At 74.9% G+C, this 12,331-nt stretch carries 12 protein-coding genes and 1 pseudogene; 3 read left to right on the top strand and 10 right to left on the bottom strand.

Annotated features, from left to right (window positions below):
• Positions 1–13: 13 nt before the first annotated feature.
• Positions 14–1,258, top strand: a complete 1,245-nt coding sequence (locus tag ACSURM_RS31970; protein ID WP_436959240.1) for an ROK family protein — start codon at positions 14–16, stop codon at positions 1,256–1,258.
• A gap of 14 nt (positions 1,259–1,272) precedes the next feature.
• Here the strand turns inward: ACSURM_RS31970 and ACSURM_RS31975 are convergent, their stop codons facing one another.
• The 8 genes and pseudogenes from ACSURM_RS31975 to ACSURM_RS32010 form a co-directional block, all read right to left on the bottom strand.
• On the bottom strand, positions 1,273–2,031 hold the full coding sequence (locus tag ACSURM_RS31975) for an NAD(P)-binding domain-containing protein (RefSeq protein ID WP_436961222.1): 759 nt from the start codon (positions 2,029–2,031) through the stop codon (positions 1,273–1,275).
• 30 nt (positions 2,032–2,061) lie between these two features.
• Positions 2,062–2,244: pseudogene (locus ACSURM_RS31980) on the bottom strand (DUF1272 domain-containing protein); the annotation flags it as partial.
• Between the two features lie 115 nt (positions 2,245–2,359).
• Complete coding sequence (locus ACSURM_RS31985; protein ID WP_436959241.1) at positions 2,360–3,271, bottom strand: phosphotriesterase family protein; 912 nt, start codon at positions 3,269–3,271, stop codon at positions 2,360–2,362.
• Positions 3,268–3,852: a DUF4865 family protein gene (locus ACSURM_RS31990; protein WP_436959242.1), complete on the bottom strand. Its 585-nt coding sequence runs from the start codon at positions 3,850–3,852 to the stop codon at positions 3,268–3,270. The genes ACSURM_RS31985 and ACSURM_RS31990 overlap by 4 nt, the downstream gene beginning before the upstream one ends.
• A 15-nt stretch (positions 3,853–3,867) precedes the next feature.
• Complete coding sequence (locus ACSURM_RS31995; RefSeq protein ID WP_436959243.1) at positions 3,868–4,257, bottom strand: (R)-mandelonitrile lyase; 390 nt, start codon at positions 4,255–4,257, stop codon at positions 3,868–3,870.
• 132 nt (positions 4,258–4,389) lie between these two features.
• Positions 4,390–4,962 (bottom strand): TetR/AcrR family transcriptional regulator, encoded by a 573-nt coding sequence (locus ACSURM_RS32000; RefSeq protein ID WP_189993317.1) that lies wholly within the window; start codon positions 4,960–4,962, stop codon positions 4,390–4,392.
• Positions 4,963–5,126: 164 nt separating this feature from the next.
• A complete protein-coding gene (locus ACSURM_RS32005) occupies positions 5,127–5,795 on the bottom strand; it encodes an ATP-binding protein (RefSeq protein WP_436959244.1) in 669 nt (222 codons plus the stop codon).
• Positions 5,796–6,046: 251 nt separating this feature from the next.
• On the bottom strand, positions 6,047–6,370 hold the full coding sequence (locus ACSURM_RS32010) for a hypothetical protein (protein WP_359050941.1): 324 nt from the start codon (positions 6,368–6,370) through the stop codon (positions 6,047–6,049).
• Between the two features lie 326 nt (positions 6,371–6,696).
• Between ACSURM_RS32010 and ACSURM_RS32015 the strand changes: the two genes are divergently transcribed.
• A complete protein-coding gene (locus tag ACSURM_RS32015; protein ID WP_436959245.1) occupies positions 6,697–7,821 on the top strand; it encodes a PLP-dependent cysteine synthase family protein in 1,125 nt (374 codons plus the stop codon).
• 58 nt (positions 7,822–7,879) lie between these two features.
• Here ACSURM_RS32015 and ACSURM_RS32020 read toward each other — a convergent pair whose 3' ends face one another.
• Both ACSURM_RS32020 and ACSURM_RS32025 read right to left on the bottom strand, forming a co-directional pair.
• Positions 7,880–8,353 carry an SRPBCC family protein gene (locus ACSURM_RS32020; RefSeq protein WP_436959246.1) on the bottom strand — a complete coding sequence of 158 codons (474 nt, stop codon included), beginning with the start codon at positions 8,351–8,353 and terminating at the stop codon, positions 7,880–7,882.
• Positions 8,354–8,566: 213 nt separating this feature from the next.
• Complete coding sequence (locus tag ACSURM_RS32025; protein ID WP_436959247.1) at positions 8,567–9,397, bottom strand: DeoR/GlpR family DNA-binding transcription regulator; 831 nt, start codon at positions 9,395–9,397, stop codon at positions 8,567–8,569.
• A gap of 258 nt (positions 9,398–9,655) precedes the next feature.
• On the opposite strand from ACSURM_RS32025, the gene ACSURM_RS32030 reads away from it, so the two are divergent.
• Positions 9,656–12,247 carry a hypothetical protein gene (locus ACSURM_RS32030; protein WP_436959248.1) on the top strand — a complete coding sequence of 864 codons (2,592 nt, stop codon included), beginning with the start codon at positions 9,656–9,658 and terminating at the stop codon, positions 12,245–12,247.
• Positions 12,248–12,331 lie beyond the last annotated feature (84 nt).

Raw genomic sequence — 12,331 nt, forward strand, 5'->3', positions numbered from 1 at the left:
GAGACTCGCCCTCATGAACGGCAAGGCGGATCCCCGGACAGCGGGGGAGAGGACCACCTCGAGGGCGCGGCTGGACCGGGGGCGCGGCGCCCTCGGACCCGCGCTGGAGCTGGTGCACACGGGACGGGCGCCGACCCGGGCCGTGCTCACCGCCGAACTCGGCGTCACCCGGGCGACGGCCGGCGCGGTGGCCGCCGAACTGGAGGCGCTCGGCCTGATCCGGGTCGACGCCCGGCCCGGCTCCGCGGCCGGCTCCCAGGGCCGCCCCTCGCACCGGCTGGAGGTCGCCGAGGACGGGCCGGTGGCCCTCGCCGCACAGATCCACGCCGACGGCTTCCGGGCCGCGCTGGTCGGACTCGGCGGGCGGATCGTGGCGACCGCGCCCGGCTGCGAGACCGTCGACGCCGACCCGGCCAAGGTGCTCGCCAGCGTCGTGGAGGCGGGCGCGGAGCTGCTGCACCAGACCGGCCGGCGCTGTGTCGGCGCCGGACTCGCCGTGCCGTCCGCCGTCGCCGAACCCGACGGCCTGGCCCTGAACCCACTGCACCTGGCCTGGCCCGTCGGCGCGCCCGTCCGGCGGATCTTCGCGGAGTGCGTGCGCGCCGCCGGCATCGACGGGCCCGCCTTCACGGGCAACGACGTCAACCTGGTCGCGCTCGCCGAACACCGGCACGGCGCCGGACGGGGCGCGCGGGACCTGCTGTGCGTGGCCACCGGGCACCGCGGGGTCGGCGGCGCGCTCGTGCTGGACGGCCGCCTGCACACCGGCAGTTCGGGCCTCGCGCTGGAGGTCGGCCATCTCACGGTCAACCCGGAGGGCCGCCCCTGCCACTGCGGCGGCCGCGGCTGCCTGGACGTGGAGGCCGACCCGCTGGCCCTGCTGGTGGAGGCCGGCCGCGCGCCCGGCCCCGAGCTGTCGCTGCTGCGGCAGGCCGACGACCTGCTGCGCACCCGGTACGACGACCCGGCCGTCCGCAGGGCGGCCGAGGCCCTCATCGACCGCCTCGGCCTCGGCCTGGCCGGCCTGGTCAACATCCTGAACCCGGACCGCATCGTCCTCGGCGGCCTGCACGGTACCCTGCTGGCGGCCGACCCGGGCCGGCTGCGCGCGGTGGTCGCGGACCGCAGCCTGTGGGGCCAGAGCGGCGGCGTCCCCATCCTGCCGTGCACCCTGGACCACAGCAGCCTGGTCGGCGCCGCGGAACTGGCCTGGCAGCCGGTCCTGGACGATCCGCTGGGGGCGCTGGCCGGGGCCTGAGCCCGGTACGCCGGTCAGCTGGACCGCCGCAGATCGGCGAGGAGCGCGTCGAGGGCCCCGGTCAGGGACTCGGCGTTGGCGGCGTCGAACCAGGTGGTGCGGATGCGCTCGTTGCTGCCGTTCGGCGTCTCGTGGTCGCCGGCGAGTTGGCGCAGGGAGCGGGTGCCGTCGCCCAGGGAGCGTGCGACGCCCTGGAACAGGCCGCGGACGTAGCGGTCCGCGGCCTCGGCGGGCACGCCCTGCCGCGCGGCCCAGGCGGTGAGCGTGGCCAGGTACCAGTAGTGGCTGGTCAGTGTGGCCGTCAGGGCGGAGAAGACGCCGAAGCGGGCTTCGTCCGCGACGGGCAGCGCCCCGCCGAGGCCGTCGAAGAGGGCGTCCACGACCGGGTGCGCGGGGTAGGTCACGGTCACGGAACGCCGTGCGCGCACGGCGGGCAGCGGGATGGCCCGCACCAGGGGGACTTCGGTGCGAAGCGTCCGGCGCAGCTCGTCGATCCCGACCCCGGCCATCAGGCTGACCACGACGCGGTCGCCGCCGACCCGGAGCCCGGCGAGGGCCTCGGCGCGGTCCTGCGGGCGGACCGCGAGGATCACCACGTCGGAGCCGTCCACCACGTCCTGGTTGCCGGCGCACACCCGCACGTTCGGGTACCGCCGGGCCAGCTCGGCCGCCGTATCCGCCCCGCGCGGCGAGAGGAGGATCTCCGGCGGCCGCCCGGCGCCGCCGCACAGGCCGTCCACGAGCGCGCGGCCGATCTCGCCCACCCCGATGATCCCGACCCGGCCCGTGGGAACCGCGGCCGGGGCCGGGGCCGCGCGGCGCGGCCTCGGCACGAGTTCGCCCCCGCAGTTGGGGCAGACCTGGCCCAGGGCCGCTCCGCACGCCTCGCAGAACGTGCACTCGTACGAGCAGACGCGGGCCGGTCCGTCCGGTGGCAGCGGGGCGGTCTCACAGCGCTCGCAGCGGGTGCGCATCTCCAGGGCCATGATCTGTCGTCCTCCGGGCAGCGGTCGGTGGTCGTCGGCTCTCATCCTCCGGGCCCCGGCCGACGGCGGAACCGACCGGCGGGACAGAGATCCGCAGGATCGGGCCACGTTCCGCTCAGGCCCAGCGGGTCGCGAACGCCCGCCCCGGATGCTCGGTCAGGACGCGCTCCACCAGCTCGGCGCCGACCTCCTCCGCCAGCCGCTGCCGCACCCGGCGCAGCAGATACGGCATCCCGGGCCCGCCGTCGACCGAACGGGCGCCGGCCGTCACCGTGTCCCCGCCGAGCAGCAACCGGTCCCCGAACCCCGCCTCCGCCAGGGCCCGTACCGCCTCCGGCATCCGCCAGTCGGTGGCGTGGTGGGCGTGCGACGGCCCGTCGAAGGCCAGCCAGCAGCCCGACGCGGCGGCCTGCCGGTGCGCCACCGGATCGGGGGAGCGGTTCAGGTGCCCCAGGATCACCCGCTCCCCGGACACCCCCAACTCCCCGCACAGCAGGTCCAGTACGTCCAGCGCGCCGGTGCCCTGCTCCAGGTGCACGGCGATGGGCGCGCCGGTGGCGTGGTGCGCCTCGGCCGCCGCCGTCATGGTCCAGCGGGCGTGCGCGTCGAGCCCGTGGAAACCACCGGCCACCTTGATCAGCCCGGCCCGCACACCGGTCGTGCCGATGCCCTCGGTCAGCTCGGTCACGAACAGTCCGGCGAGCCGGCCACCGCTCAGCTCCTCCAGCACCTCCGGGTCGTAGTGCACCGCCTGGTGCAGTCCGGTGGCGCAGACGATCCGCACCCCGGTCGCCCGGGACAGCGCCGGCAGGTCCGCCACCCGCCGGCCCATGCCGTACGGCGTCCACTGCGCTACGGCCGCACCGCCCGCCGCGCGGAAGGCCGCCAGCTCGGCCCGCGCGGCCGGGACGTCGTCCAGCTCCTGCCCGGGCAACCGCGGGCTGCGCAGGAAGAGATGGTCGTGCGCGTCGCAGACGCCCAGCTCGTCGGGGCGGATGTCGCCGAGGACCGTACGGACGAGCGTCACCAGTGCCGTCCGCGCGGGAGCCGGTCCCGGCCGGGCGCGGACAGGTGCAGCACCTCGAAGAGGTCCCCTTCCGCCTTGGGGCCGTCATGCGCCCAGAGGGAGAAGTGCACGATCTCCCAGGCACGCGTGTCCACGGCCGCCGCCGCGAGCACCGCACCGTCCTCGGCCGCCAGCCTCCCCGTGTCGGCCACCGCGTCCGCCATGAACGACGCCAACTCCACGCCCTCCGGCACCGGTTGGCGCCGACGCACGGCGTACGCCGGCGCGGAGGCGGTCGCGGTGCCCTCCTCGAAGGCCAGGCCGGTCCACTGCCGGACCGCCGGCCGGCCGAAGTCGTCGACCGGCCCCTGGAAGGCCCCATCCCACAGAAACCTGTTCATGCCCTCCATGGTGTTCCACAGGTAGAACGGCCCGTACTGGTTCACCGGTGAGCCGTTCACCCCGCGCTCGCGCATCACGTACGTCTTGATGCCCAGGCCGTCCCAGTCGTCCAGCACATGCCCGACGCGGGCGACCCGGGAGCGGACGAGCCCCATGTCGTAGTCGGCGGGCAAGGTGAACTCGTACTGCATCGCGTGCACTTCGTGCTTCCCTTCTCAGGCGGGGTAGCCGGACACGTGCGCGTGCCACTCGGCCGTCGTGCCGTCCTCGGCGGCCTCCACGACCGCGAGGTGGGTCATGAAGGTGCGGGGCCCGGCGCCGTGCCAGTGCCGTTCGCCCGGCTCGATCCACACCGTGTCGCCGGTGCGGATCTCCTCCACCTCGCCGTCCGCGCGCCCCACCAGGCCCTCGCCCTCCAGGACGTGCAGCACCTGCCCGTGCGGATGCGTGTGCCAGGCCGTGTGCGCGCCCGGCGCGAAGTGGACGTTGAACATGCGCAGCCGGGACGGGGCGGCGGGGGCGGCTATCTCGTCCAGCCAGACAGCACCGGTGAAGTTCTCCGCCGGACCCTGCTGGGTGTCGGGCCGGCGTCTGGTGATGTGCACGTGACTCGGTTCTCCTGTCGGGGAGTTCGGGAAGTCGGGAAGTCCGGGTGAGCCCGGAGGGTCCGGTGGCTTCGGGAAGCCGGGCGGGCTCGGGGGCCGGGGAGTTCGGGGAGTCCGGCGGGCCCGAGAGTCTCAGTGGTTTCCGTGAGTCCGGGGCGCGAGCAGTGCGAGCAGGCCGCGCACGCCGGCGTCGAAGGCGGCGGGGGAGCCGGAGGCACGGGCGAGCACATAGCCGCCCTGCACGGTCGCGAGCACGGCCGCGCCGATCTCCGCGCCGTCCAGCTCGGGCGCGAACTGCCCCTGCCGCTTGCCCTCTTCGACGAGCTCGGCGATCCGGTCCCGGATCGCGGCGATCGTCTCGTCCACCGGCGCGCGCAGTTCGTCGCTCGCGATCACGTCCGGATCCATGGTCAGCCGGCCGACCGGGCAGCCCCGCAGCACATCGCGCTCACGCAGCAGATACGCCTCGATCCGCTCGTAGGGCGTGCCCGGTCCGCCGAGCAGGGCCTCGGCGGTGGCCCGCAGTTCGGCGGCGGTACGCCGGATCGCCGCCAGGGCGAGATCCGGCTTGCCCTTGAAGTGGTGGTACATGCTGCCCTGGCCCGCTCCCGACCGCTCCAGGATCGCCTTCGGGCTGGTGCCCACGTACCCGCGCTCCCACAGCAGCTCACGGGTGGACTCGATCAGTCGTTCCGAGGTGCTCATGAGAGCACTTTACATACTAGTAGTTACAGTCCGCCAGTTCACCAAGCCGTCAGTCCGTCCGTCAGCCGGTCAGGCCGTTCCCGGTCCGCGAGTCCGTGCCATGAGTACCCGGCGAACGCGGCGGGAGCGCCCCGGTACAAGGTGCCCGGGCCGCTCCCGCCGCGTCACCGTCCGCCGTAGCCGACCGCTCCGCCCGGCGCCGCGCCACCGTCGGCCCCCGCGCTCGCCACCGCGGCGGCCACGGGGGTGGCCACGGGGGCCGCGGCCGCCGCCACCTCCATCGGGACGGCGGGAGCGCCTCCCGCCGCCGCCCCGGCTCCCGGCGGAGCCGAGATCCCGCCCGCGACCGCCGCCGTGGCGGGTGCCGGGGCCGGCCGGGACGTGTCCTGGGGCGACCATGCCGGATGGCTGTGGGCCGCCGCCGTGGCCGGCAGGGTGAACCACACGACCTTGCCGTTCTCCCCGTCCGGCCGCGCGCCCCAGCTCTCGCTCACCGCGGCCACCATCGCCAGCCCCCGCCCGCAGGTGGCCAGGGGGGTGGTGTCCGCCGCGTCCGTGGTGTCGGCCGGCACCGGGAGGCGCGGGTCGTGGTCGCGCACCGAGACCGTGAGCCGGTCCGGCAGCAACTCCAGCTCCACGGTGCACGACTTGTCGGGCCTGGCGTGCCGGTGGACGTTGCTGAGCAGCTCCGTCACACCGAGCGCGGCCCGGTCGATCAATGGGTCGAGATGCCAGTAGCGCAACTGCGCAGATACGATTCTGCGGACCTGGCCGATCCGCGACGGCAGGGCTTGGAGCTCCACCGTGCAGTGCCTGCTTGGATGACTGGTCACGGCTGCGACTCCCCGATGTGAGGTCCGGAGGAACCGGAAGAACACGGAGAACAACGGATCCAGCAGGGTGCTTGCGTCCAAACGTCCGCCTGCTGTCGTGGCCGGCGGGCTGGTTCGCAGCGTTATCGCCGGTAAACCCAGAGTGACGTGAGACCAGAGTGACGCAGCGCACGCGCTCCCGCAACTCGCCGCGACCGCGCGCCGCGCACGGGCGCGCGGCCCGGCTCGCCGGTCGCCGCGTCCCGCTCCGCTCAGCCGCCGCGCCCTGCGGCACGGCGGACCGCCTCGATGAACCGCCGGGCGGCGGGCGGCCCCGGCCGGCCCGGCGCCGGGTCGCGCTCGCCCAGTGTCAGCAGATACCGCGTGCCGTTCAGGTCGGCCAGCGCCCGGTCGTCCGGAGCGAACCACGGCTTGGAGGCGCGCACCGCCTGCACCGGCGCGCTGTCTATCTCGCTGCCGTAGCTGGTGAGCAACTGGAGCCTGCCGTCGCTGATCCGGACCTGCCCGGCCCGGGTGAGCGAACGCAGGCCCTTGCCGATCCGCACGCCTGTGGCCCGGAACTCCGGCTCGGTCATGTCGGCCCCCCTCGCGCTCTTCCCTGGGTGCGTGAATCCCTGGTTCGTCGGTTTCTCGTGCGCCCCCGTCCGGAACGGACCGTCCCGTCGCGTGCAGTCTGCCTCGGCCGGGCGAGGAGCACCAGTGCGCGCGGGGGCGCGTGAGCGAGTCACCCGGAGCACGCGCACCCATGCGCCCCGGCCGGGGTCGCACGCCTGTGCCCCAGCCTGCCTTGGAGCCGCCCAAAGATGCGTTTATGCAGGTGGGGAGGGTGTTGAAAGACGCCTATGCTCGATCTGCCGGCCCGCGCCAGGCGCCGTCGGCGACGAGTGCAAGGAGCCCCGCCGTGAGCATCCCGCCCCAGACCACCCCCGGCGCCACCCTCGACGTCGACCGCACCGACCCCGCCTACCGTGACTGGCTCAAGGAAGCCGTCCGCAAGGTCCAGGCCGACGCCAACCGCTCGGCGGACACCCACCTGCTGCGCTTCCCGCTGCCCGAGCGGTGGGGGATCGACCTCTATCTGAAGGACGAGTCCACCCACCCCACCGGCAGCCTCAAGCACCGGCTGGCCCGCTCGCTGTTCCTCTACGGCCTGTGCAACGGCTGGATCCGCCCGGGCCGCCCGGTGATCGAGGCGTCCAGCGGCTCCACGGCGGTCTCGGAGGCATACTTCGCGAAGCTGATCGGCGTGCCCTTCATCGCCGTCATGCCGCGCACGACCAGTGCCGAGAAGTGCCGGCTCATCGAGTTCCACGGCGGGCGGTGCCACTTCGTGGACGACTCCCGGAAGATGTACGAGGAGTCCGCCCGCCTGGCGGCGGAGACCGGCGGCCACTACATGGACCAGTTCACGTACGCCGAGCGGGCCACCGACTGGCGCGGCAACAACAACATCGCCGAATCCATCTTCCGCCAGCTGCGCCTGGAGCGGTTCCCGGAGCCGGCCTGGATCGTGGCCACGGCGGGCACCGGCGGCACCTCCGCGACCCTCGCCCGCTACGTCCACTACATGCAGTACGACACCCGGATCTGTGTCGCCGACCCGGACAACTCCTGTTTCTTCGAGGGCTGGACCACCGGCGACCCGGACGTCACCTGCGACTGCGGCTCCCGGATCGAGGGCATCGGCAGGCCCCGCGTGGAGCCGAGCTTCGTGCCCGGCGCGATCGACCGGATGATGAAGGTCCCGGACGCGGCGAGCGTCGCCGCCGTACGGGCGCTGGAGGGCGCCATCGGCCGCAGGGCGGGCGGCTCCACGGGCACCGGGCTGTGGAGCGCGCTGAAGATCGTCGCCGAGATGGTGGCCGAGGGCCGTACCGGCAGTGTCGTCACCCTGCTGTGCGACCCGGGGGACCGGTACCTCGACAAGTACTACTCGGACGCGTGGCTCGCGGCCCAGGGCCTGGACATCGCGCCGTACGCGGCGGCGATCGGGTCGTTCATGGCGACGGGGGTGTGGCCGGACTGACGGCGCCGCCTCCGCCGCCCGGTGATCCGCCGCCCGGTGGTCTGGCGTTCAGTGTGGGTCAGCGCGTCGCCAGCCGTCGGTCCAAGGCCCTCACCGCGTCCCGGAAGGCACGCCCGAGACCCGGCCGGGCCACCCCGAGAAGGAACCGGAACGGCGCGGGCCCGTCGGCGGCGAAGGTCCACCGCACCCGGGTGCCGGTGCCATGGGGAGCCAGCCGCCACTCCTCGACCAGGGCCCGGGCGCCCGGCGCGTTGGTGACATCGACGCGGTAGGCGTACACCTCCGGGTCCCGTGCCACGAGCACCGTCTCCTCGAACCGCGTCCCGCCCCGGAGCCGGATCTCCCGCCCGGCGCCGCCGTCCGTGGCCCGGGCGAACGTCACCGCCGAGAACCACCGCGGCCAGCCGGAGACGTCCGCGGCGAGCGCGTGGAAGACCTGTTCCGGGGCGGCGGACATCTCCCGGTCGAAGGCCAGTCGTACGGGCGCGGTCCCGACGAAGTCGGGACCCACCGGGCGCAGCCGACGAGCCATGGGCGCGAACCCCCTTGTGCTGCCCCCGTGGGGCGATCGACGGCCAGAGCCAGCACACCATAGCCGAAGGCCCTCCGGATGGGGACCGTCAGGCAGGACCCGTCAGGCAGGACCAGTACGGGAAGGCCGCTGAGGCAGGTCCCGTAAGGCAGAACCAGCACGGGAAAACCCTGAGGCAGGACCCGTGCGGGAAAACCCGTAAGACAGGAGCCGTCAGGCCTCCACGGCCTCTTCCTCCGGCTCGCCCGCCACGATCACCCGCAGGTGCTCGGAGATCTCCGCGCGCGCCTCGGCGGGCAGGCCCGCGTCGGTCACCAGCGTGTCCACCTGGTCCAGCGTGGCGAAGGAACTCAGGCCCACCGTGCCCCACTTGGTGTGGTCGGCGACCACCACGACCCGGCGCGCGGAGTGCACCAGACGCCGGTTGGTCTCGGCCTCCGCGAGATTCGGCGTGGACAGCCCCGCTTCCGGCGATATGCCGTGCACACCGAGGAACAGCAGATCGAAGTGGAGCGCGGCGATCGCCTGGTCGGCCACCGGCCCCACCAGCGAGTCCGACGGGGTGCGCACCCCGCCGGTCAGCACCACCGTGGCCGACCCCTGCCGCTGCCCCGAGGTGCGCTGCGCGACGTGGAAGACGTCCGCGACCCGCACCGAGTTCGTCACCACGGTCAGGTCGGGCACCTCCAGCAGCTGCCGGGCCAGCGCGTAGGTCGTCGTACCGCCGGACAGGGCGATCGCCGCCCCCGGGCCGACCAGCCGGGCCGCGGCGCGCGCGATGTCCTCCTTGGCGGTCGGCTCCAGCCCCGATTTCGCCTCGAACCCCGGCTCGTGCGTACTGGCCTCCACCACCGGTACCGCGCCGCCGTGCACCTTCTCCAGCATCCCCTGGCGGGCGAGCGCGTCCAGGTCGCGGCGCACGGTCATGTCCGAGACGCCGAGCTTGCGGGTCAGCTCGTTGACCCGTACTCCGCCGCGACGCCGGACCTCGTCCAGGATCAGGGCGCGGCGCTGCTCCGCGAGGAGGTTCTGATTCTCGCTCACGTACGCTCCGGTCCTTTCGCCGCCAACCGTCCGACACGCCCGGCGCACCGGCTGCGACCTGGACTTCCGTCCGTTCGGGCAGTGCGCGGGCGTCCCATCTTTTCACGGGGCGGCTCCGGTCGCGCCACCACCTCCGGAGGTGTCCGCGCGACCCGGTTCGGGGAGATTCGGTGACGAGAGGTGTACACGGCGGCCGGACCGGCCATCCTGGAGGCGCGCACGACACAGACGTCAGGCGTCACGGGGGATGTGCGAACGATGGAACGCGCGCAGGACCGGTCCGCGGAGCAGACGGCCGAGCGGTACGAGGGCCCGGCACCGGGCCGGTATGACGACCGGGCCCCAGGGGGGCCGCCCTTAGGGAGCCTCCCCTCGGGGAGCCCGCCCTTGGGGGAGTACGAGGACCGCGCGGCGGAGTGGCCGGCGCGACGGCCGGCGGAGCCGGACACCGACCTGGAACTGCTGGTGCACGGGGTCGGCGGCACCACACCCGAGGCGATGCTCGGCGATCCGCGCACGGTCCGGGTCTCCGGCGACGACACGGCCGCCGTCTTCCGGCGCACCGAGGACGTCGAGGACACCGGGGAGGCCGGGGAGGGCGGGCCCGCCGGTTCCGCCCCGGACGGCCGGGGCCCGCGCGGCGGGCCGGTCCGGGAGGCGTACGTCTGGTGCAACCTCACCTCCGGCGACGGCAGCCGCGCCCTGTGGCTGTTGTTGCTGCCGTTCATGGTCGTCAACCTCGCCCACTGGATGCGCCCCGCCGCGACCGGCCGGCCGCGCACCGTGCGGCTCTACGGCCTCCTGGTCCGGCTCACCGCCCTCACCCTGACGGTGCTGCTGGTCGCCGCCGTCTGCGAGGTCGCCCTGGACCTGGTGGCCTGGCAGTGCGCGAGCGCCCCCGCGTGCGTACGCCGCCACTCCTGGCTGGGCTTCCTCGCTCCCGCCGGCCCCGGGGCGCCCGCCGGGGCCGGCGGCTGGTGGAGCGCGCCCGGCCGCAGGCTGGCCCTGGCCGCCGCGGTGCCGACCGCGCTGACCGGCCTGCTCTGGTACCTCTCGCACCGCACCTGGAGCGCCTACGAGTCCCACCGGCCGCTGTCCCCGGACCCCGAGCCGGACGCCGACGCCACACCGCCGGACGCCACAGCGCCGGAAGCCGACGTCACCGAGCCGGAGGGCGGCGCCCGGCCGGACCCGAGGGGCAGCGCGCTGGCCCGGCCCGGCTTCTGGTACGGGCGCCGGCTGGTCGCCCGGCTGCGTGCCGCGCACACCGCGGCCGGTCTGCTCACGGTGGCCGCGGCCGTCACCGTCCCTGCCGCCCGCTTCGACCGCGGGCCCGGCGGCCCGGGGGCCTTGGACGTCCTCGGCTGGGCCCTGATCGCCGCCTTGGCCGCCGGGGCGGTCACGGTGGCCGTGGTGGTCTGCCGCCGGGGCCGCAGCGAGCGCCGTCTCGACCGGCGTCTCGACCGGCACCTGGACCGCTGCCTGCCGCTCGGCGCGCTCGCCCTGCTGCTGCTCGCCCTGCTGTACGCCGGGTGGTCCCGGCCCGGCTGGCAGTCCGCCGGGCGGCTGCCGGGCGTTCCGGCCTTCGGCGTCCTCATGCTGGTCCAGGGCCTCGTCATCATCGCGCTCGCGGTGGCGGCCCGGCTCCTGTACCGGCGCCGGCCCGACCCGCGCACCGGGATGCGGGGCCTCGGCGGGCCCGCCGTCGCCCTGCTCGCCTGCGCGCTGGGCGGAGTGATCTCCGGCGGGGTCGCCCAGCGCGTCGCCGACTGGCTGGACGGCACCCGGGCCCTGCTCGCCGGTCCACCCGCCCTGCTGACCTGGCAGGCCTCCGTCATCCCGCCGCTCATCGCGGTGCTGCTGCTCCTGGCCGCCGCCCTCGCGATGCGCACCGCCCGGCTCGCCCGCGCCGAACGCGCCCGCCTGCGCGGCGAGTACCCCGGCGAACCCGAGGACCCGCCCCGCACCCGCGCCATCGCGCACGCCCGTGCCATGGCCGCGCTGACCGACAGCGTTCCGCTCGTCGTCGCCGTCCTCACCGCCGGCACCCTGCTGCTGGGCGCGGTGGCACTGGCCGGTGCCACGGCCACCGGGAAGACCCCCGAGGGCGCGGCCCACCGCACCCCGCACCTCGTCCAGGCCGTGGCCGAGACCTCCCAGGCGCTGGGCTCCTGGCTGGTCGGCCTCGGCTTCGTGCTCTTCGTGACCTGGGGCAGGCGCGCCTACAAGGACGCCTCGGCCCGGCGCACCATCGGCATCCTGTGGGACGTCGGCACGTTCTGGCCGCGCGCCGCCCACCCCTTCGCCCCGCCCTGCTACGCCGAGCGCGCCGTGCCGGACCTGACCTGGCGCATGGTCACCTGGACCCGGCGCACCGGCGGCCGGCTGGTGCTGTCCGGGCACTCCCAGGGCAGCGTCCTCGCCGCCGCGGCGGCCTGGCAGCTCCCGCCGTCGGTCCGCACCCGGGTCGCCCTGCTCACCTACGGCTCCCCGCTGGAGCGCCTGTACGGCCGCTGGTTCCCGGCCCACTTCGGCCCGCCGGCCCTCGCCGCGCTGCACCGCGACATCGCCTGCTGGCGCAACCTCTACCGCCGTACCGACCCCATCGGCGGCCCGGTCCGCATCCCCGCCGACACCGCCGGCACCGCCCCGGAAGTCGACCACGAGCCGCTGCCGGATCCCCGCGCCTACGGCCGCACCCTCGACCACCCGCTCCCGGCCCCGATCCTCGGCCACTCCGACTATCCGTCGGACCCCGCCTTCACCCGCGAACGAGCGCGGCTGCTGACCCGCCTCCTGCCCGGCCTCCCGGCCCAACGCCCGGACCCGGTCCGCCCGGACCCCTCCTGACCGTCCTCACTAATCAAGTTTGATCACCGGCGCGGTGAGGTGTACTCTCCGTGCTTCTCGGCTAGTCAAACTTGATTAGCTGGC

It is taken from the genome of Streptomyces sp. SudanB182_2057 (assembly GCF_964272715.1).
In the GTDB taxonomy this organism is placed as follows: Bacteria; Actinomycetota; Actinomycetes; order Streptomycetales; family Streptomycetaceae; genus Streptomyces; species Streptomyces rubradiris.

What these genes read in the sequence shown, in the direction of transcription:
- ACSURM_RS31970 (WP_436959240.1), top strand. Translation starts at nt 14, where the DNA reads ATGAACGGCAAGGCGGATCCCCGGACAGCGGGGGAGAGGACCACCTCG.
- ACSURM_RS32000 (WP_189993317.1), bottom strand. Translation starts at nt 4,962, where the DNA reads ATGAGCACCTCGGAACGACTGATCGAGTCCACCCGTGAGCTGCTGTGG.
- ACSURM_RS32010 (WP_359050941.1), bottom strand. Translation starts at nt 6,370, where the DNA reads ATGACCGAGCCGGAGTTCCGGGCCACAGGCGTGCGGATCGGCAAGGGC.
- ACSURM_RS32020 (WP_436959246.1), bottom strand. Translation starts at nt 8,353, where the DNA reads ATGGCTCGTCGGCTGCGCCCGGTGGGTCCCGACTTCGTCGGGACCGCG.
- ACSURM_RS32030 (WP_436959248.1), top strand. Translation starts at nt 9,656, where the DNA reads ATGGAACGCGCGCAGGACCGGTCCGCGGAGCAGACGGCCGAGCGGTAC.